The organism is Pigmentiphaga sp. CHJ604 (assembly GCF_036972535.1).
In the GTDB taxonomy this organism is placed as follows: Bacteria; Pseudomonadota; Gammaproteobacteria; order Burkholderiales; family Burkholderiaceae_B; genus Pigmentiphaga; species Pigmentiphaga daeguensis.
On the sequence record NZ_CP136998.1, the window covers coordinates 3,440,891 to 3,460,352 of the forward strand.

At 68.0% G+C, this 19,462-nt stretch carries 17 protein-coding genes; 2 read left to right on the forward strand and 15 right to left on the reverse strand.

What is annotated here, in order from left to right; translation table 11 throughout:
* Positions 1–282 precede the first annotated feature (282 nt).
* The 5 genes from R4823_RS16515 to R4823_RS16535 form a co-directional block, all read right to left on the reverse strand.
* Positions 283–819, reverse strand: coding sequence for an acyloxyacyl hydrolase (locus R4823_RS16515; protein ID WP_087839221.1), 537 nt, complete (start codon positions 817–819; stop codon positions 283–285).
* A 178-nt stretch (positions 820–997) separates the two neighbouring features.
* Positions 998–1,867, reverse strand: a complete 870-nt coding sequence (accD, locus tag R4823_RS16520; protein ID WP_087839220.1) for an acetyl-CoA carboxylase, carboxyltransferase subunit beta — start codon at positions 1,865–1,867, stop codon at positions 998–1,000.
* Positions 1,864–2,739, reverse strand: coding sequence for a tryptophan synthase subunit alpha (gene trpA, locus R4823_RS16525; RefSeq protein WP_087839219.1), 876 nt, complete (start codon positions 2,737–2,739; stop codon positions 1,864–1,866). Before trpA ends, accD begins: the two co-directional genes overlap by 4 nt.
* 11 nt (positions 2,740–2,750) lie before the next feature.
* Positions 2,751–3,950, reverse strand: a complete 1,200-nt coding sequence (trpB, locus tag R4823_RS16530; RefSeq protein ID WP_338615463.1) for a tryptophan synthase subunit beta — start codon at positions 3,948–3,950, stop codon at positions 2,751–2,753.
* Positions 3,951–4,020: 70 nt separating this feature from the next.
* Positions 4,021–4,662, reverse strand: a complete 642-nt coding sequence (locus R4823_RS16535) for a phosphoribosylanthranilate isomerase (protein WP_087839217.1) — start codon at positions 4,660–4,662, stop codon at positions 4,021–4,023.
* 202 nt (positions 4,663–4,864) lie between these two features.
* Here R4823_RS16535 and R4823_RS16540 point away from each other — a divergent pair, with 202 nt between their 5' ends.
* On the forward strand, positions 4,865–6,727 hold the full coding sequence (locus R4823_RS16540) for a tannase/feruloyl esterase family alpha/beta hydrolase (RefSeq protein ID WP_338615465.1): 1,863 nt from the start codon (positions 4,865–4,867) through the stop codon (positions 6,725–6,727).
* A gap of 24 nt (positions 6,728–6,751) precedes the next feature.
* On the opposite strand, the gene truA is transcribed toward R4823_RS16540, so the two are convergent.
* The 10 genes from truA to R4823_RS16590 all read right to left on the reverse strand — a co-directional run bounded on the left by truA (position 6,752) and on the right by R4823_RS16590 (position 17,750).
* Positions 6,752–7,543 (reverse strand): tRNA pseudouridine(38-40) synthase TruA, encoded by a 792-nt coding sequence (gene truA, locus R4823_RS16545; protein ID WP_338615467.1) that lies wholly within the window; start codon positions 7,541–7,543, stop codon positions 6,752–6,754.
* A 10-nt stretch (positions 7,544–7,553) separates the two neighbouring features.
* Entirely contained in the window at positions 7,554–9,308 is a 1,755-nt protein-coding gene (locus R4823_RS16550; protein ID WP_338615469.1) for a FimV/HubP family polar landmark protein, read from the reverse strand.
* 176 nt (positions 9,309–9,484) lie between these two features.
* Positions 9,485–10,612 (reverse strand): aspartate-semialdehyde dehydrogenase, encoded by a 1,128-nt coding sequence (gene asd / locus R4823_RS16555; RefSeq protein WP_087839213.1) that lies wholly within the window; start codon positions 10,610–10,612, stop codon positions 9,485–9,487.
* An 80-nt stretch (positions 10,613–10,692) separates the two neighbouring features.
* Entirely contained in the window at positions 10,693–11,766 is a 1,074-nt protein-coding gene (gene leuB / locus R4823_RS16560; RefSeq protein WP_087839212.1) for a 3-isopropylmalate dehydrogenase, read from the reverse strand.
* A gap of 55 nt (positions 11,767–11,821) precedes the next feature.
* Positions 11,822–12,490, reverse strand: coding sequence for a 3-isopropylmalate dehydratase small subunit (gene leuD, locus R4823_RS16565; protein ID WP_338615470.1), 669 nt, complete (start codon positions 12,488–12,490; stop codon positions 11,822–11,824).
* Positions 12,491–12,501: 11 nt separating this feature from the next.
* Complete coding sequence (leuC, locus tag R4823_RS16570) at positions 12,502–13,905, reverse strand: 3-isopropylmalate dehydratase large subunit (protein WP_087839210.1); 1,404 nt, start codon at positions 13,903–13,905, stop codon at positions 12,502–12,504.
* Positions 13,906–14,082: 177 nt separating this feature from the next.
* Positions 14,083–14,880: a M48 family metallopeptidase gene (locus tag R4823_RS16575; protein ID WP_087839230.1), complete on the reverse strand. Its 798-nt coding sequence runs from the start codon at positions 14,878–14,880 to the stop codon at positions 14,083–14,085.
* Between the two features lie 103 nt (positions 14,881–14,983).
* The gene (gene aroC, locus R4823_RS16580; RefSeq protein WP_087839209.1) at positions 14,984–16,084 is read right to left on the reverse strand and encodes a chorismate synthase; all 1,101 of its coding nucleotides are present in this window, start codon (positions 16,082–16,084) and stop codon (positions 14,984–14,986) included.
* 371 nt (positions 16,085–16,455) lie between these two features.
* The gene (locus R4823_RS16585) at positions 16,456–16,920 is read right to left on the reverse strand and encodes a CBS domain-containing protein (RefSeq protein WP_176400758.1); all 465 of its coding nucleotides are present in this window, start codon (positions 16,918–16,920) and stop codon (positions 16,456–16,458) included.
* A gap of 107 nt (positions 16,921–17,027) precedes the next feature.
* Positions 17,028–17,750 (reverse strand): GntR family transcriptional regulator, encoded by a 723-nt coding sequence (locus tag R4823_RS16590; RefSeq protein WP_279815191.1) that lies wholly within the window; start codon positions 17,748–17,750, stop codon positions 17,028–17,030.
* A 125-nt stretch (positions 17,751–17,875) separates the two neighbouring features.
* Here R4823_RS16590 and R4823_RS16595 point away from each other — a divergent pair, with 125 nt between their 5' ends.
* Entirely contained in the window at positions 17,876–19,399 is a 1,524-nt protein-coding gene (locus R4823_RS16595; RefSeq protein ID WP_279815189.1) for an isochorismatase family protein, read from the forward strand.
* Positions 19,400–19,462 lie beyond the last annotated feature (63 nt).

The following is a 19,462-nucleotide window of genomic DNA, read 5'->3' on the forward strand; positions in this document are numbered from 1 at the left end:
ACCGGCGGAGCCGGATCCACCGCATCCTGGGGTACCAACGGGCTGGCTGAGAACGGCGATACTACCTGGCAGCCGCTTGGGCTCAATAAAAACGGCCCTGCATATGATGCAAGGCCATTCTTGTATCCGCGACCGCCCCTGACCCAGGGCGCAGCGGATCCGGCTTTGCCGGTCCGCCAGCGCCGCCCCTTGAGGGGCGCGGCCATGGGCCGCGTGGGGTGGGCTTCCCTTCCGGTCCACGCGCATCGCCCCCTGGGGGGCGCGCGAAGCGCGTAGGAGGGGCTAAAAACCCATGGCGAAGTTCAGCTGGACCTGGTTCAGGCCCTGGTTGGGTTTCTTCATGCCGCCATTGGAGAAGTGCGACACGCGCAGGCCCAGGCGCATGTTGTCGGCCAGCTTGAAGCCGGCGCCGATGTGGTCGCCGAATTGGAAGGTGGAGCTGATGTCCTTGTCGTGGAACTTGGTCTCGCTGACGGCCGTGGCGCCGATGCCGCCTTCGATGTAGAAGCGTTCGGTGGGCCACCAGCGGAACATCGGGATGGCGTTGAGTTGCCACATGTGGCGGGCGTAGCCCGGCAGCGCGCTCGAGGTCCACCAGTACGAGCCGCCCAGTTCTCCCACGAGTTCCAGGCGGGTCGAGCCGAGCTTCATGTGCCAGAGCGGCGAGGTTTCGTAGTTGAGCGTGGCGCGATGGTTGCCGTCGATCACGCCGTACTGTGCGCTCCAGCCGCCGTTGGCGAAACCGCCGGTGGGATCGGCCCCGTGGGCCGAGAAGGAAGCAAGAGCGAGAAGCGCGGCTGCTAGGGCGGTTTTTTTCATCGGATCGGCTGCCTGTGAAGCTTCGCGCGGGCACCGCCAAGATCGCCTGCCCCGCGGGGGCAGGATGCGGTCCCCCGCGGAAAGAGGGAAAGGAAACTCCGACTATAACAAACCCGTTACATCTGCATACGACCGATGACCGGTCGCGTTGCAGACTAGCCGCAGTTTCTTTCCTGCCTCAGGCCACCGCGTCCGCAGGCTGCTGCGTCAGCAGCGCCAGGAGGCGCGCGATCTCCTCGCGCATCTTGCGGCGATCGACGATCATGTCGATGGCGCCCTTCTCCAGCAGGAACTCGGCGCGCTGGAAGCCCTCGGGCAATTTCTCGCGCACGGTCTGCTCGATCACGCGCGGACCGGCGAAGCCGACCAGCGCCTTGGGCTCGGCGATCACGACGTCGCCCATGAACGCGAAGCTGGCCGACACGCCGCCCATGGTGGGATCGGACAGCACGCTGATGAACGGCAGCTTGCGCGAGGACAGCAGCGTCAGCGCGGCGGTGGTCTTGGCCATCTGCATCAGCGACAGCAGGCCTTCCTGCATGCGCGCGCCGCCCGAAGCGGTCACGCAGATGAACGGCACCTTCTGCTCGATGGCGGCCTGCGCGCCACGCACGAAGCGCTCGCCCACGACCGAGCCCATCGAACCGCCCATGAACTCGAACTCGAAGCAGGCCACCACCACGGGCAGGGTGTGCATGGCGCCGCCCATGACCACCAGCGCGTCGGTCTCGCCGGTCTGCGCCATGGCGTCCTGCAGGCGGTCGGGATACTTCTTGGTGTCCTTGAACTTGAGGCTGTCCACCGGCAGCGTGCCGATGCCGATCTCGTAGCGGCCCTCGGCGTCCAGCAGCGCGTCGATGCGCTGGCGCGCGCCGATGCGCATGTGATGCTCGCACTTGGGGCAGACGTTCAGGTTCTTGACCAGGTCGTCGCGGTACAGCACCGACTCGCACGACGGGCACTTGACCCACAGGCCTTCCGGCACGCGGCGCGGAGAGCCGTCGGTGGTCTTGATGCGGGGAGGGAGCAGTTTTTCTATCCAGCTCATGCGGATTTCCTTGATTCTTGGGAGGCCCCGCCCGGAGGCGGGGCATCTAGCGCCCCCCGGATTGTACGCAACCATGCCCCCGCTGCGCGAGCGCAGATTTCGGGCTGTCGTTCCGGGGGAGTGCCCTGGGCGGCGGCGTCGATTTCCTGGATCAGCCGGGTGCCGATGACCACGGCGTCGGCCTCGGCGCCCAGCGCCCGGGCGCTGTCGCCGTCGCGGATGCCAAAGCCCACGCCCACCGGCAGCGAGACGAACTGCCGGATGTGCGCCAGCCTGCGCGAGACGTCCCGGACGTCCAGGTGGCCGGCGCCCGTCACGCCCTTGAGCGACACGTAGTACACGTAGCCTCGGGCGACCCGGGCCACGGCCTGGATGCGCTCGTCGGTGGTGGTCGGCGCCAGCAGGAAGATGGGGTCGACGCCATGTTCTTCCAGCAATGCGCCGAATTCGCCGGCTTCCTCGGGCGGATAGTCCACCACCAGGCAGCCGTCCACGCCGGCTTGCCGGGCGGCGGCGGCGAAGGCGGCCTGCCCCATGCGCTCGACGGGGTTGGCATAGCCCATCAGCACCACCGGCGTCTGGCTGTCGGTGCGGCGGAATTCCTTGACCATGGCCAGCACGTCGCGCAGGCCCACGCCCTGTTCCAGCGCGTGCTGGCTGGAGCGCTGGATGACCGGCCCGTCGGCCATGGGATCGGAGAACGGCACGCCCAGTTCCAGCACGTCGGCGCCGGCGGCCACCAGTTCGTGCATGATGGGTACCGTGCTGGCCGGCGTGGGGTAGCCGGCGGTGACGTAGGGAATCAGGGCGCAGGCGCCCGGAGCGGCGGCGCGGCGCGCGAACGCGGCCGCGATACGGGAGGATGACGACATGGAGACCGCCCTCAGAGCACGATGCCCGAACGTTCGGCGACGGTATGCATGTCCTTGTCGCCACGTCCGGAAAGGTTGACCAGCAGGATCTTGTCCTTGGGCAGCGTGGGCGCCAGCCGGACCGCATGCGCGATGGCATGGGACGACTCCAGCGCCGGGATGATGCCCTCGATCCGGCAGCAGTGATGGAAGGCCGCCAGGGCCTCCTCGTCCGTGACGCCCACGTAGGTCGCCCGGCCGCTGTCCATCAGCCATGCATGCTCGGGGCCCACGCCCGGATAGTCCAGGCCGGCCGAGATGGAATGGGTGTCGATCACCTGTCCGTTCGCGTCCTGCAGCACGTAGGTGCGGTTGCCGTGCAGCACGCCCGGCGCGCCGCCGGCCAGCGAGGCCGCGTGGCGCCCGGTCTCCATGCCTTCTCCGGCGGCTTCCACGCCCACCAGCGCAACGTCGTCGTACGGCAGGTAGGGATGGAAGATGCCCATGGCGTTCGAGCCGCCGCCCACCGCCGCGATCACGACGTCGGGCTGGCGCCCGGCGGCCTTGGGCATCTGCACCAGGCACTCGTTGCCGATGACGGTCTGGAAGTCGCGCACCATCATCGGATACGGGTGCGGACCGGCCACCGTGCCGATGATGTAGAAGGTGTCCTCGACGTTGGTCACCCAGTCGCGCATGGCTTCGTTCAGCGCATCCTTCAGCGTGCGCGAGCCCGATTCCACGGGCACGACGGTCGCGCCCAGCAGCTTCATCCGGTAGACGTTGGCGGCCTGCCGCCTGACGTCCTCGCTGCCCATGTAGACCACGCACTCCATGCCGTAGCGGGCCGCGACCGTGGCGGTCGCCACGCCGTGCTGGCCGGCGCCGGTCTCGGCGATCACCCGGCGCTTGCCCATGCGGCGGGCCAGCAGCGCCTGCCCGATGCAGTTGTTCACCTTGTGGGCGCCGGTGTGGTTCAGGTCTTCCCGCTTGAACCAGATCTGCGCGCCGCCCAGTTCCTCGGACCAGCGCCTGGCGTGGTAGACCGGGCTGGGGCGGCCCACGAAGTGCTCGAGCTCATAGTTGAATTCGGCGATGAAATCGGGATCGTGCTGGTAGTGCGCATAGTTCTGGCGCAGTTCGTCCAGGGCGTGCATGAGCGTCTCGGCCACGAACACGCCGCCATATGGGCCGAAATGGCCCCTCGCATCGGGGAAATCGTAGGTTTTCACTGGGATGGTCCCGGCTATGAAGCCCGGCCCGCGCGCCTGGCGCGCGCCGGAAGGATTGGGGAATGCGGCGTCAATAGCCGTCGGCTTGCCGCACCTGCGCCACGAACTGGGCAATCTTGGCGGCGGATTTGATGCCTGGCGATTCTTCCACGCCGCTGCTTACGTCGACAGCGAACGGGCGCACGGACTCAATGGCTGCCGCCACATTTGCGGCATGCAACCCACCAGACAAAACGACCGGACGCGCGCTTTCGCTGCTGACCAAAGACCAATCGAACACTCTCCCGCTACCGCCGTAGCCGTCGGAATGGCTGTCGAACAGCCAGCCTGCGGCGGAACCGTACTGTAGGCACGATTTTAGCAAAGCCTGCGACGTTTCCATGCCCGGCCCGCCCACCCGGAAGGCGCGCAGGTAGCGGTGGCCGTGGCGCTCGCATTGCTGCGGCGTCTCGTCGCCATGGAACTGGAGCAGGTCGGGCCGGACCACGTCCAGCACCTCCCGGACCTGCGCGTCGGAGGCATTGACGAACAGGGCCACCACGTCGACGAACGGCGGAACGAGGCGCCGCAGTTCGGCCGCGCGCGCCGGGGACAGCGCCCGCCGGCTGGGGGGATAGAAGACCAGGCCGATGGCATCGGCGCCCGCGCCGACGGCGGCGGCGACGTCTTCCTCGCGGGTCAGGCCGCAGATCTTGATACGGGTACGGGACATCCCGCCATCATACCGCCCCGCGGCTTTCGTCCGTCGCCGGCCTGTCGGGCAGGCTAGGTACAAGCCCTAGATTGAGCAATCATGCATCAATATGCATGATTCGATCACAAAAACAAGAACTATCCTGCATGAAAGCGTTCATCTGCCTGCGGTTCCACCCATAAGAAAGACGGCAGCCCGGCTGCCTACCGAGGAGATCATCATGGCACGCCCGAAGCAGCATCCCTCCCCCCTCCTTCGCCCCCTCCCGACCCTGCCACCGCGCGCCTGGGCCGCGGGCCTGCTGGCCGCCCTGGGCGCCTGTGGCGGCAGCGACGATCCGCCCGCCCCGCCCCCTCCCTCGCCCTCGGCCACGCTCAGCTGCGACGACAGCATGAAGACGGCGTTCAAACCCGATGCGAATACCCGGGTCATCCTGGCGAAGGCGTTCAGGCAGGGCGATGCCCTGGCGCTGGCGGACACTCCCGCCACGCCCGCGCCGGCGAAGGCCAGCCAGGACATGTGCCTGGTCAAGATGGTGGTCGGTCCGGGCAATGCGGGCACCGCGGGCGCACCGTCGACCTCGCCCGGCATCGGCCTCGAGGTCTGGCTGCCCACGCCCGCCAACTGGAACCAGCGTATCCGCAACCTGGGCGGCGGTGGCTGGGCCGGCGGCAGCCAGGCCTCGGCCACGCAGATCGGCAACGCCGGGGCCGCCGCCACCGCGGCGCTGGGCTATGCGGTCGGCACCACCGACACCGGCCACGCCATCGCGGGCAACGGCTCGTTCGCGATGAAGGAGGACGGCACGATCAATAGCGCGCTGTGGGGAGATTTCGCCGAACGCAGCCTGCACGAGCTCGCGGTCAAGACCAAGGCCCTGGTCGAGGCGTACTACGGCAAGCCGCAGCAGTACGCGTACTGGGAGGGTTGCTCGACCGGCGGCCGCCAGGGCTACAAGATCGCCCAGGAACACCCGGACGACTACGACGGCTACCTGAACGGCGCGCCCGCCTTCAACTGGACCCGGTTCATCACCAACGAGCTGTATCCGCAGGTGGCCATGCAGCGCGACCTGGGCGGCCCGATCGCCGCCGACAAGCTGCGCCGCGTCAGCGCGGCCGCGGTCAGCGCCTGCGACACGGTGGGCGGCCAGCACCTGGGCTTCATCGCCGATCCCGGCCAATGCCGATACGACCCGACGCGCGACGCCTCGGCGCTGTGCGCGGGCGTCGCCGGCAACGGCGTGGTCGGCACCAGCACCGACGCCGCCTGCGTCTCGCTGGCCGAAGCCCGTACCATCAACAAGATCTGGTACGGCCAGACCGCCGACGGCAGCGCCCCCGACCCGCAGGCGGACAACGCCAGCGGCACCACGCTGGCCAGCAGGCAGCTCTGGTGGGGCCTGACGCGCGGTACCGACCTCAGCGGCCTGGCCGGATCCTCGGGCACGCCCCCGGTCGCCCGCCCGTTCACCATCGCCACCGACATGGTCGCGCTGGAATTGCAGAACCCGGCCTATGCGACCTCGTCCTTCATCAACGCGACCGGCAACGGCGCCGACAAGTGGAAGGACATGAGCTACGCCGACCTGGCCAACGCCTATGACCGCGGCATCGCGCTGCAAGCGGCCTTCGGCCATATCAACACCGACAATCCCGACCTGACGCGGCTGCGCGACGGCGGCGGCAAGGTCATCAGCTATCACGGGTTGGCCGATCAGTTGATCACGCCCGCCGGCTCGCTGAACTACCTGAGCCGCGTGGCGGACAAGATGGGCGGCATCGAGGCGGTCCAGGCCTTCAACCGGCTGTACCTGGTCCCCGGCATGGGCCACTGCGCCGGCGTGGGCTCCGTCAGCGGCAGCGCGGGGCCGGCAGCCACGGCCGACACCGTGCCGCTGCCCGCCGCCAACCAGTTCTTCGACGCCCTGGTCGCCTGGGTCGAGAAAGGCACGCAGCCCGGACCGCTGATGTTGAAGTCGGCCGATGCCAGCGTCAGCATGCCGATCTGCGTCCACCCGCAAAAGGCCACCTACAAGGGCAGCGGTTCCGCCACCGACGGCGCGAACTACAGCTGCCGCTAGGAAGCCGGCCAGGCGGCCGGCGGATCAGCACCCCAGGCGGATCTCGTCGGTCGCGTCGGTGGACGGCAGGCCGTAGTCGCCGGGATAGCCCACGGCCGTCAGGTACAGGCCGTCGGGCGAGAACGTGGGCGCGGCCTTGGTCCGGTTGCGCTCGGCCAGCAGCGCGGGCATCCAGTCGGCGGGCTGCCTGCCCTGCCCCACGTACACCAGCGCCCCCACGATGTTGCGAACCATGTGGTGCAGGAAGGCATTGGCGCGCAGGGTGAAGACCACCAGCCGGCCGCGCCGTTCGATGCCGAGTTCGTGCATCGTACGCACCGGCGAGGCGGCCTGGCACTCGGACGAGCGGAAACTGCTGAAGTCGTGTTCGCCCAGCAGATGGGCAGCCCCCGACCGCATCGCCTCCAGGTCCAGTGGCCGGAAGCTCCAGCCCGCGCGGCCCGTCCACAGCGGCGAGCGCACGGGATCGTCCAGCAGCAGGTAGACATAGGAACGCGAACGCGCGGAGAAACGGGCGTGGAAGTCGGCCGGCACCTCGCGGGCCCAGCGCACCGCGATGCTGGGCGGCAGGTGCGCGTTCACGCCGCGCACCCAGGCCTGTTCGGGACGCAATACCCCGGTATCCAGATGCACGATCTGCTGGGCGGCATGCACGCCGGTATCGGTGCGGCCCGCGCAGGTGGTGGCCACCGGCTGGCCGACGAAGTCGGCCAGGGCCGACTCCAGCCGGTCCTGCACGGTTCGCCGGTGCGGCTGGGTCTGCCAGCCCAGCCAGGGGGCGCCGTCGTAGCTCAGCCCCAGCGCGATGCGCGGCATGCGGGCGGCCCTACCAGGAGGCGAGCAGCGCCCGCGCCCGTTCGCGCTGGTCCGCGTCGCCGTCGCGCAGGACCTCTTCCAGCAGCTCGCGCGCGCCGGCGCGGTCGCCCATGTCGGCGTAGGCCTTGGCCAGGTCCAGCTTGGCGGCCATGCCGGCCGGCGCATCCAGGTCCGTATTCAGGTCGATGCCCGGCGCGGGAGGCGGCCTGGACGCGTCCTGGGCAGGCAAGGCCGGCGCGGGGGCATCCAGGTTCAGGTCCAGGCCGAAGGCCGCCGCGGCGGCCGGCGGCACCGCCACGGGACGGCCGGCGTCCTCGGGCTCGTCGTCGTCCGGATAGTCGTCGGGCTCGCCTTCCACGCGTGGCGGCAGATCATCGGGAATGGGAAACGGCGGGATGTCATCCCAGTCGCGCAGGTGGTTGACGGGTGCGGTACTCCCGGCCGGCGGCAACGCGTCGGCCTCCTCATTGGCGTTCTCGGCCTCGATGCGCGCCGCCTCGCGCGCCTCTTCCGCCTCGGCGCGGGCCGAACGGCGGCGCAGCGCGAAGGCCCCCAGCAGGGCCGCCAGCACGGCGACGATGGCGCCCAGCACCGCCACGCTGTGGTCGCGGACCTTGTCGGCCACCGAGGCGGCCAGAGAAGGCCGTGCCTCGGGATCTGCGGTTGGCGCGGTTGGCGCGGTTGGCGCGGCTTCCGCGGGACCCGTGGCATCGGCCGCGCGGTCGCGGGCCTGCTGCTCCATCTTCGCCAGGGTTTCGTTCTGCGCCTCGAGCAGGCCGCGCATGGCCTCGACATTGCCCTGCAAGGCCTCGACCCGCTCTTGCGCCTCGCGCATGGCCTTGGCGGTGGCGTCGCGCTCTTCCTCCAGGCGGTCGCGCGTGGTCTGCTCGCCGCCGGCGGCCGTCTCCTGGCCGCCACTGGAAAGCTTGAGGGCATCGCCCTCCTTCGAGCCGGACTCCGCCTGCGATCCGGCCGAAGACGCGATATCGCCCCGCGACTCGGCGCCGCCCGTGGACGCGCCGGCTGGCACCTGCCTCGCGCCGCCCGCCACCCGCTGGCGATAAGCCTCGAAGGCCTCGGCCTGGCTGGAGAACAAGGCCGCCGCCTGCGCCGCGTCGATCGCCTCCACGTCGTCCGCGCCGGGCACGGACAGCGATGCGCCGGCGCGCAGCCGATTCATGTTGCCGTCGACGAAGGCCTGGGGGTTGGCGCGCAGCAGCGCCGCCAGGGTCTGGTAGATGGACGCGCCTTCGGGCTTGAGGCGGCCCGCGATGCCGAACAAGGTATCGCCGGGCTTGACCTCCAGGGCCGCGGGCGCGGACTGCGTCTCGGCCGCCTGCGCCTTGGGCGCCGGCGCATCCAGGATGAAGGTGTACTGGCGGATGAAGCGGCCCATGTTCCAGGTCAGCTCCACCAGCAGGTCCAGGACATGAACGTCCAGCGGCGCCGCCGACGCGATGCTGACCACCTTGCGTCCGTCCGGACGGTCTTCGATGCGCAGCGTCAGGTTGGCCAGCGCCTCGCTGTATTCCAACTGGGTCTGGCGGTAGACGTCCCGCGGCGCGATGGCCGCCTTCAGCGTGCCGGCTTCCTGGGGTGTCGCGGCATTGACCGCGATCTCGGCACGCAGCGGTTCGCCGGATGCGGACAGGACCTTCAACGCCCCCAGGTCGGCGGCCTGCGCCGCCGATAGGGCCCCGGCCGCCAATCCCAGCGCCAGCAGCCCCGCCGATGGACCGCCCGCGCGCGGACGCTTGTGTGTCAAGGCCGGACGGCCTGTCTCTCGGTCGGAAAGTCCGTTCATCCTAATCCCATGCGCAAAAGCCCCCGCGAACAGTCTGGCGGTTGGTCATCCCGGCAGGTCGGCGCCTGCCGGGCCTCCTTGTAGCATCAGAGACTTACCGTCGCAAGCTCAGGTACGTTCTGATGCAAGCCCGGGGATCAGAGTTCGCCCAGGGCGATGCGCAGCATGCGGCGCAGCGGCTCGGCCGCGCCCCACAGCAGCTGGTCGCCCACGGTGAAGGCGCTCAGGTACTCGGGGCCCATCGCCAGCTTGCGCATGCGGCCGACCGGGATGTCCAGCGTGCCCGTGACGGCCACGGGCGTGAGCGACTGCATCGACGCCTCGCGCGTGTTGGGAACGACCTTGGCCCACTGGTTGTTCTCGCGCAGCATGCCCTCGATCTCGTCCAGCGGCACGTCCTTCTTGAGCTTGATGGTCAGCGCCTGGCTGTGGCAGCGCATGGCGCCGATGCGCACGCACAGGCCGTCGATGGGAATGGGCGACGAGCCGAAGCCCTCGCCCCGGCCCAGGATCTTGTTGGTCTCGGCGCCGCCCTTCCATTCCTCGCGCGAGGTACCGTTGCCCAGGTCCTTGTCGATCCAGGGGATCAGGTTGCCCGCCAGCGGCACGCCGAAGTGTTCCTGCGGCAGCGACCCGTCCTGCTGCTTGGCCAGCACCGTGCGGTCGATTTCCAGGATGGCCGAGGCCGGATCCGCCAGGAGGCCGGACACCGTGGCGTTGAGCAGGCCGAACTGGGTCAGCAGCTCGCGCATGTGCTGCGCGCCGCCGCCGGAAGCGGCCTGGTAGGTCATGCTGGTCATCCAGTCGATCAGGTCGTGCTCGAACAGGCCGCCCAGGCCCATCAGCATGCAACTGACCGTGCAGTTGCCGCCGATGTAGTTCCTGACGCCCTTCTTCAACGCCTGGTCGATCACGTTGCGGTTGACGGGATCGAGCACGATGACGGCGTCGTCCTTCATCCGCAGCGTGCTGGCCGCGTCGATCCAGATGCCGTCCCAGCCGGCGGCGCGCAGCTTGGGATAGACCTCGGAGGTGTAGTCGCCGCCCTGCGCCGTGACGATGATGGGCAGCTTCTTCAGCGCCTCGATGTCGAACGCGTTCTGCAGCGGGCCGGCGCCCTGCGCCCACGAGGGCGCCGCGCCGCCGGCGTTGCTGGTGGAGAAGAACACCGGCTCGATCAGCGAGAAATCGTTTTCGTCGCGCATGCGCTGCATGAGCACGGAACCGACCATGCCACGCCAGCCGACCAGACCAACTGCTTTCATTTACACACCCCTAACAAGTAGTCCAGATTGAAACTGTTTGCCGGGCGCATCACACCCGGGGGGCGCGACACGCAGGCTGGTTACAGAGCTTTGATCACGGCACTGCCCATCTCGGCAGTGCCGACCTTAGTCGTGCCTTCTTCGTAGATGTCGGCCGTGCGCAGGCCCTGCTCCAGCACTTTCTTGACGGCTGCCTCGATCCGGTCGGCCTGGGCCGCCTTGTCGAGCGAATAGCGCAGCATCATCGCCGCCGAGAGGATGGTCGCCAGTGGATTGGCGATGTCCTTGCCCGCGATGTCGGGCGCCGAGCCGTGGCTGGGCTCGTACAGGCCCTTGCCCGTCTCGTTCAGCGAGGCGGACGGCAGCATGCCGATGGAACCCGTCAGCATGGAAGCCTGGTCGGAAAGGATGTCGCCGAACATGTTGCCGGTCACGATCACGTCGAATTGCTTGGGCGCGCGCACCAGTTGCATGGCGGCGTTGTCCACGTACATGTGGCTGAGCTCCACGTCAGGATACTCCTTGCCGACCTCGGTGACGATATCCTTCCAGAACTGGAAGGTCTCCAGCACGTTGGATTTGTCGACGCTGCACAACTTCCCGCGGCGCTTGCGGGCGGTCTGGAAGGCCACGTGCGCGATCCGGCGGATTTCCGGCTCGGCGTAGCGCATCGTGTCGAAGCCTTCGCGCTGGCCCGCGAACGCGCCGTCCGGGGCCGTGCGCACGCCGCGCGGCTGGCCGAAATAGATATCGCCGGTCAGTTCGCGGATGATCAGGATGTCCAGGCCCGACACCACCTCGGGCTTGAGCGACGAGGCATTGGCCAGCTCGGGATACAGGATGGCCGGGCGCAGGTTGGCGAACAGGCCCAGGTTCTTGCGCAGGCCCAGGATGGCCTGCTCGGGACGCAGCGCGCGCTCGAGCTTGTCGTATTTCCAGTCGCCCACCGAGCCGAACAGCACCGCATCGGCCTTCTTGGCCAGTTCGAGCGTGGCCGGCGGCAACGGATGGCCGGACGCTTCATAGGCGGCGCCGCCCACCGGCTGTTCTTCGAGTTTGAACGATTCGCCCAGCGAAGTCAGCACGCGCACGGCCTGTTCGATGATCTCGGGACCGATGCCGTCGCCCGGCAGCACTGCGATATGTTGTGTCATTGTGGCTCTTGATTCAGGGTCGGGGCCGGCCCGGCGGGGCCGGCGGAGTGCGGTGTCAGCGGCCGGCCTGGGTGCCGCGCAGGGCCGGAACGTCCAGCCAGGGCTGGGCGGCCAGGCGTTTCTGCTCGAAGGCCTTGATCTTGTCCGCATGGCGCAGCGTCAGGCCGATCTCGTCCAGGCCGTTGAGCATGCAGTACTTGCGGAACGTATCGATCGAGAACGACAGTTCGCGTCCCGACGGCGTCGCCACCACCTGGCGCTCCAGGTCGATGGTCAACCGGTAGCCTTCCTTGGCCTCCACTTCCTTGAACAGGCTGTCCACGTCCTCTTCCGACAGCACGATGGGCAGCACGCCGTTCTTGAAGCAGTTGTTGAAGAAGATGTCGGCGAACGACGGCGCGATCACCGCGCGGAAACCGTACTGGTCCAGCGCCCACGGCGCATGCTCGCGGCTCGAGCCGCAGCCGAAGTTCTTGCGCGACAGCAGGATGGAAGCGCCCTGGTAGCGCGGCTGGTTCAGCACGAAGTCCGGGTTCAGCGGCCGCTTGCTGTTGTCCATGCCGGGCTGGCCTTCGTCCAGGTAGCGCCAGGCGTCGAACAGGTTGGGACCGAAGCCGCTGCGATGGATGGACTTCAGGAACTGCTTGGGGATGATCTGGTCCGTGTCGACGTTCTCGCGGTCCAGCGGCGCCACCAGGCCTTCATGAGTGGTGAATGCTTGCATGATGTTCTACCTCAGTTGACCTTGCGGACGTCGACGAAATGACCGGCCACGGCGGCGGCCGCCGCCATCGCGGGGCTCACCAGGTGGGTGCGGCCGCCCGCGCCCTGCCGGCCCTCGAAATTGCGGTTCGAGGTCGAGGCGCAGCGCTCGCCCGGCTCGAGCCGGTCGTCGTTCATGGCCAGGCACATCGAGCAGCCGGGATCGCGCCATTCGAAGCCGGCCTCGATGAAGATCTTGTCCAGGCCTTCCTGCTCGGCCTGCGCCTTGACCAAGCCCGAACCGGGCACCGCCAGCGCCAGCTTGACGTTGGACGCGATGCGCTTGCCACGCAGCACCGCCGCGGCGGCACGGAAGTCCTCGATGCGCGAGTTGGTGCACGAGCCGATGAAGACCTTGTCGATCTTGATATCGGTGATCGGCATGTTGGCCGTCAGGCCCATGTACTCCAGCGCGCGGGCCACGCCGGAACGGCGGGTTTCGTCCTTCTCGCTGGCCGGATCCGGCACGTTCGCGCCCACCGGCAGCACCATCTCGGGCGACGTGCCCCAGGTCACCTGCGGCTGGATCTCGGCCGCGTCGATCTCGACCACGCGATCGAAATGCGCGCCTTCGTCCGAATGCAGCGTGTTCCAGTACGCCACGGCCTGGTCCCAGGCCTCGCCCTTGGGCGCGTAGGGACGGCCGCGGAAATACTCGATGGTCTTCTCGTCCACCGCCACCAGCCCGACGCGCGCGCCGGCCTCGATGGCCATGTTGCAGATGGTCATGCGCCCTTCCACGGACAGGTCGCGGATCGTGCTGCCGGCGAACTCGATGGCATGCCCCGTGCCGCCCGCCGTGCCGATCTTGCCGATCACGTGCAGGACCAGGTCCTTGGCGGTGCAGCCCGCGGGCAGCTTGCCTTCGACGCGCACCTGCATGTTCTTGTTCTTCTTGACCAGCAGCGTCTGCGTGGCCAGCGCGTGTTCGACCTCGGACGTGCCGATGCCGAAGGCCATCGCGGCCACGGCGCCGTGCGTGCTGGTGTGCGAATCGCCGCAGACGACGGTCATGCCCGGCAGCGTCGCGCCCTGCTCCGGCCCGATCACGTGCACGATGCCCTGGCGACGGTCGCCCATGTCGAACTCGACGATGCCGTAGTCCTGGCAGTTGGCATCCAGCGTGTCCACCTGCAGGCGCGAGACCGGATCGGCAATGCCCTTGTCACGATTGTGCGTGGGCACGTTGTGGTCGGCCACCGCCAGGTTGGCGCTGATGCGCCAGACCGGACGACCGGCCAGCTTCAGCCCTTCGAACGCCTGCGGGCTGGTCACTTCGTGGACCAGGTGGCGATCGATGTAGATCAGACAGGTACCGTCTTCTTCCTGATGGACGACGTGGGCGTCCCACAGCTTGTCGTAAAGGGTCTGAGGCATGAGATTCCGGCCAAAAAGTGAACGGGCTCATGAACAGCCGCGCGGCTCGGCGCCTCTCGGCGTCGCCCAGGCGCGAGGACCAGCCTCGACGGACCCGCTCAGGGATAGGGAACTCTTGATTGTATATTAAGCCCCCCCTGCGCGCTTGCGCGCCCCGCCACGGCCGCCTTGAGGACGCTAGCGTCGGGCCTGCTGGTACAGCGGCAACACCTTCTCGGAAGCCTGCCGCAGGTCCGCGATGCGGGATTCGGCCGACGGGTGGGTGGACAGGATCTCGGGCGGCGCGGAGCCGCCCACCTGCCCCATCTTCGTCCACAGTGTCACCGCCGCCCGCGGGTCATACCCCGCCCGGGCCGCCAGCTCCACCCCCATCCGGTCCGCCTCCGTCTCGTGCAACCGGCTGTTCGGCAGCCCGAACATCACATTGGCCAGCGCCCCGCCCAGGTCAGAACTCGCCTGCGATCCGGTGATCGCCGCCAGCACGCTCAAGCCCATGCTCGTCGCCATCTGCTCCGACGCCCGCTCGCGCGCGTGCTCACGCAGCGCGTGCGCGATCTCGTGGCCCAGCACCGCCGCCAGTTCATCGTCCGTCGGTTTCACCGTATTGATCAGCCCGGTATAGACGGCGATCTTCCCGCCCGGCATGCACCAGGCGTTCACTTCCTTGTCGTCGATGACGTTGACTTCCCACTTCCACTTGGTCGCATCGGGCCGGAACACGCCCACCTGTGCGATCAGCCGCTGGGAAATCGTCCGCACCCGGGCGAGTTGAGAGGCGTTCGTGTTGAGCTGCCCCTTGCTGCGCGCCCCCGACAGCGTCTGCTGGTAGAGCTGGACGGCCTGCTGGTCGAGCTGCTGCTCGGACACCAGGCTGGACATGCGCTGCGTGCGGTCGATGCCTATCGTACCGCCCTGGGTGGTGTTGACCGACTCGCAGCCGGCCGCCGCCACCAGCGCCAGGGCCGCCGCGGCCATCGCGGCGCGGCGCAAGACAGGAGAACGTTGGGTTTTTTTCATGCTGCCCCCGAGACAAGAACGCCAAGGCGGCAATTTTGCCCCAAAACCCCTGTTACTTTCTTTATCCGCGCGCCAGGCCCAGCCGGGGGGTTTCGACCGACACGTCGGCGCATTGCGCGCGGTGGCGCAGCGCATGGTCGGCCAGCACCAGGGCCAGCAGCGCCTCGGCGATGGGCGTGGCGCGGATGCCCACGCAGGGGTCGTGGCGCCCGTGGGTCTCGACCACGGTGGGCGCGCCCAGCTTGTCGATGGACCGGCGGGGGCTGCGGATGCTGGAGGTGGGCTTGATGCCCAGCGACACCGTGATCGGCTGGCCGGTGGAGATGCCGCCCAGGATGCCGCCGGCGTTGTTCGACAGGAAACCCTCCGGCGCCAGTTCGTCGCCATGCTCGGTGCCGCGCTGCTCGACGCTGTGGAAACCGGCTCCGATCTCGACCGCCTTCACCGCGTTCAGGCCCATCATGGCATAGGCGATGTCGGCATCCAGGCGGCCGTACACGGGCTCGCCCAGGCCCACCGGCACGTTCTCGGCCACCACCTCGATGCGCGCGCCCACCGAGTCGCCGTCGCGCCGCAACTGGTCCATGTAGGCCTCGAGCTCGGCCACGCGGCTGTTGCCGGCCGCATAGAAGGGATTGGTGTGGACCGCGTCCCAGTCCTCGAACGGGATCTGGATGTCGCCCAGTTGGCTCATGTAGCCGCGCACCCGCACGCCGTAGCGTTCGGCCAGCCACTTCTTGGCCACCGCCCCGGCGGCTACCGTGGGTGCCGTCAGGCGGGCCGATGAACGGCCGCCACCACGGGGATCGCGGATGCCGAACTTGTGCCAATAGGTGTAGTCGGCATGCCCGGGGCGGAAGGTTTCCGCGATGTTGCTGTAGTCCTTGCTGCGCGCGTCCTGGTTGCGGATCAGCAGCGCGATCGGGGTGCCGGTGGTCTTGCCCTCGTACACGCCGGACAGGATCTCGACCTGGTCGGGTTCCTGCCGCTGGGTGACGTGGCGCGACGTGCCGGGACGCCGGCGGTCCAGCTCGACCTGGATATCGGCCTCGGCCAGCGCCATCCCGGGCGGGCAGCCGTCGATCACACAGCCGACGGCAGGTCCGTGGGATTCACCGAAATTGGTGACGCAAAAAAGCTCTCCGAGGGTGCTGCCAGGCATGAAATCTGGACTCCGATAGGGACGCCGTATTGTACCCCTCGATTGTAGCCCTGAAGGGAAGCCCACCCTGAAGGGAAGCCCACCCTGAAGGGAAGCCCACCCTGAAGGGAAGCCCACCCCCTACCCGCTTGCGCGGGCCCCCTCGAGGGGGCGATGCGGGTGGACCGGCAAAGCCGGATCCACCACATCCTGGGTCTAGCGCTAGCTTCTTGGATTGCAGCAACCGTGCTTCGCTGGCTGCCAGCGGTAGCAACGGTGCTCCAGTCCAAGAAGCTAGCGCTAGACCCAGGAAACCGCGGATCTGGCTCCGCCAGTCCGCCGGTTTCGCCCCCTGGGGGGCGCGCGTAAGCGCGTAGGGGGGGGATTCTTCCCTACAGCGTTCCTTCGGTCTCGCGCTGCTCGCCGGGCCAGTCGCGGATGTAGGCCTTGAGCATGCGGTTCTCGAAGCCCTGGGCCTCGAGCACGGCCTTGGCGACGTCGTAGAACGAGATCACCCCCAGCAGCATGCGGCCGTCCATGACGGGGATGTAGCGGGCGTGCTTGTCGAGCATCAGGCGCCGCACCTCGTTGACTTCGGTGTTGGGCGATACCGTGACCGGCGCGTCGTCCATGATCGACCGGATGGTGGTAGTGCCCAGGGAGCCGCCGTTGGCCTGCAGGTGCCGGATGATTTCGCGGAAGGTGAGCATGCCCACCAGTTCGCCGAACTCCATGATGACCAGCGAGCCGATGTCCTGCAGGGCCATCGTATCGACGACCTGCGCGACGGGGGTATCGGGGCTGGCGGTATAAAGCGCGTCGCCCTTGACGCGCAGGATTTCACTGACTTTGATCATGACGGCCTCCTGAGCCACGCACGCCGGTTCTGTTTATGGGGCGGAACTGAAAATATATCGGCTCGTGCATGGCCATGCAGCTATCCTAGCGCGCCTCGAAAAGCGCTTCAACTCGCCGCCGCCACGCCGCCCGCATCCAGCGCCGCCAGGATGTTTCGAGCTGTTCGCTCGATGTGCTCGGCCAGGATCTCCGCGGCCAGGTCCTCCTTGCGGTCCAGCGTCGCGTCCACCAGCGAACGGTGCTCCTGGGCAACGTCGCGATCGAAGGGCTTGTACGCCAGGAACAGGCGCCGGTAGCGCGCGCTGAAATGCTGGAGCGAATCGCACACCATCAGGGCCAGCGGCATGCGGCAGGCCGCCAGCAGCGCCAGGTGGAATTCGCGGTGATGCGCCTCCCACTCGTCGACGCCCCCGCCGTCCTTCTGTTCGGGACGCTCGTAGCGCGACAGCCGGTGGTGGGTCAGGACGATGCCGTCCTCCCAGTCCCGGTTGCCGTGCCGGATCGATTCGCGCAAGGCCATGGGTTCGAGCGTGGACTGCAGCTTCGCGACCTCGAGCAGGTTCTCGCGCGACACCGGCGCGACCTTGAACCCTTTCTTGTCTTCGTTGACCACGAAGCCCTCGGTGGCCAGCCTGGCCAGGGCCTCGCGCAGCGGGGAAAGGCTGACGCCGAAGTCCCCCTTGAGTTCTTCGATGGAAAGCCTGGCACCTGGAGGACGCCTGCCGGAAACGATGTCGTTGCGTAACCGGGTCGCAATCGTGCTTGCGAAATTCTGTCCCGTGCTCGGAGCCGGCTGCCCAGCCGGCAAGACCGATGCCAGTTTCATCATGCCCCTCGTCTTTTGATTCATCGTAACACGCGGCCCAAATCATCTTTCTATTGACATATAATCGATTATTCCTAAAAATCACAAAAAAATCGAAAATAAAAAAATCATCGATTATGGAGAAGGAATTGAAAGCCGACGCCTATCGCGATTTATCGGATGCGCAGCCCCTCCTTTCCCTGGCGGCCCGGGTGGACGTTTCCCACACCGCGCTGCTCGTGATCGATATGCAGAACGACTTCTGCGCCCCCGGCGGCTACGTCGAGCGAGTCATCGGCAAGGACATCGCCGCCTGCGGGGCCATCGTGCCCCGGCTCCGGTCGCTGGTCGACACCGCCCGGGAACGCGGCGTCCCGGTCTTCTGGCTGCGCGCCTGCTACCGGCCTGACCTGCTGCCCGCATCCATGCGCACCAAGCTGGCCGAGCAAGGCATCACCGAAGTCTGCTGCGACCGCGACACCTGGGGCTACGACTGGTACGGCGTCCAACCCCTGTCCGGCGAACCGGTACTGGAAAAACACAGCTACGACGGCTTCGTCGGCACCACGCTCGAACACGAGCTGCGCGCCCGCGGCATCCGCACCCTGGTCTTCGCGGGCGTCCAGACCAACATCTGCGTCGAAGCCACGCTGCGGCACGCGAACGCCCTGGGGTTCCATTGCGTCGTGCCCGAGGACTGCGTGGCCTCGCACACGCAGCCCGCGCACGATGCCACGCTGAACAACGTCCGTTTCCTGCTGGGCGACGTGACCCGGCTGGACGACCTCACGCCGCATTGGAAGACGCCGTCCGCGCGCGTCTACCTGGACTACACGCAGGAAGAACTGGATCGCGCCTATGACCAGCGCGCCTGGGCCGACAACCGGGACGCCATGCTGGCCTGGTACGCGCAGGCCAGCGCCGGCGCCCGCGAGGAATATCCGCACCACCGGCACGTTCCCTATGGCCCGGGCCCCCACGAGACCCTGGACATCTTTCCGGCGCAGCGGCAAGGCGCGCCCATCCACGTCCATGTGCACGGCGGCGGCTGGCGCAATCTGAGCAAGGACGACGAGTCCTTCCTGGCCCGCACCGTGGTTCCCGCGGGCGGCGTGCTGGTGGTGCTGGACTTTTCGCTGATACCCGAGGTGCGCCTGCCCGAGATGATCGCCCAGACCCGCCGCGCGCTGGCCTGGGTCCGGGCCAAGGCCGCCCGCTTCGGCGGCGACCCGGACCGCATCCACCTGTCGGGCCACTCGTCCGGCGCGCACATGGCCGCGGTCCTGGCCACCACCGACTGGGAATCCCTGCACCTGCCCGCCGACCTGGTCAAGAGCGCGCTGCTGATCAGCGGCATGTACGACCTGCATCCCGTGATGCTCAGCGCCCGCAGCGGCTACGTCAAACTCCAGCCGGACGAGATCGAGCGCTACAGCCCGATCCGGCACCTGTCCCGCCTGAACTGCCCGGCGGTCGTCGCGATCGGCGACCGCGAAAGTCCCGAATTCCAGCGGCAGGCGCGCGACTTCGTCCGCGCCGCGCAGGAACAGGACAGGCAGGTGGAATTGATGCAGTTGCCCGCCACGAATCACTACGAAATCGTGACCCACCTGAACGCCCCCGACTCCGCCCTTTCCCAGGCCGCGCTGCGGCTGATGGGCCTGTCGGGTTGAATGCCGCCACCGCGAAGGAGGAACTTGCCCACCCACTGACCCAGTAGCCCTGCTGCTTTCCCC

Coding starts and splice junctions, on each gene's coding strand:
- R4823_RS16515 (WP_087839221.1), bottom strand. CDS start 819: ATGAAAAAAACCGCCCTAGCAGCCGCGCTTCTCGCTCTTGCTTCCTTC.
- accD (WP_087839220.1), bottom strand. CDS start 1,867: ATGAGCTGGATAGAAAAACTGCTCCCTCCCCGCATCAAGACCACCGAC.
- trpA (WP_087839219.1), bottom strand. CDS start 2,739: ATGTCGTCATCCTCCCGTATCGCGGCCGCGTTCGCGCGCCGCGCCGCC.
- R4823_RS16535 (WP_087839217.1), bottom strand. CDS start 4,662: ATGTCCCGTACCCGTATCAAGATCTGCGGCCTGACCCGCGAGGAAGAC.
- R4823_RS16540 (WP_338615465.1), top strand. CDS start 4,865: ATGGCACGCCCGAAGCAGCATCCCTCCCCCCTCCTTCGCCCCCTCCCG.
- truA (WP_338615467.1), bottom strand. CDS start 7,543: ATGCCGCGCATCGCGCTGGGGCTGAGCTACGACGGCGCCCCCTGGCTG.
- asd (WP_087839213.1), bottom strand. CDS start 10,612: ATGAAAGCAGTTGGTCTGGTCGGCTGGCGTGGCATGGTCGGTTCCGTG.
- leuB (WP_087839212.1), bottom strand. CDS start 11,766: ATGACACAACATATCGCAGTGCTGCCGGGCGACGGCATCGGTCCCGAG.
- leuD (WP_338615470.1), bottom strand. CDS start 12,490: ATGCAAGCATTCACCACTCATGAAGGCCTGGTGGCGCCGCTGGACCGC.
- leuC (WP_087839210.1), bottom strand. CDS start 13,905: ATGCCTCAGACCCTTTACGACAAGCTGTGGGACGCCCACGTCGTCCAT.
- R4823_RS16575 (WP_087839230.1), bottom strand. CDS start 14,880: ATGGCCGCGGCGGCCCTGGCGCTGGTGGCGGCGGCCGGCTGCGAGTCG.
- aroC (WP_087839209.1), bottom strand. CDS start 16,084: ATGCCTGGCAGCACCCTCGGAGAGCTTTTTTGCGTCACCAATTTCGGT.
- R4823_RS16585 (WP_176400758.1), bottom strand. CDS start 16,920: ATGATCAAAGTCAGTGAAATCCTGCGCGTCAAGGGCGACGCGCTTTAT.
- R4823_RS16590 (WP_279815191.1), bottom strand. CDS start 17,750: ATGATGAAACTGGCATCGGTCTTGCCGGCTGGGCAGCCGGCTCCGAGC.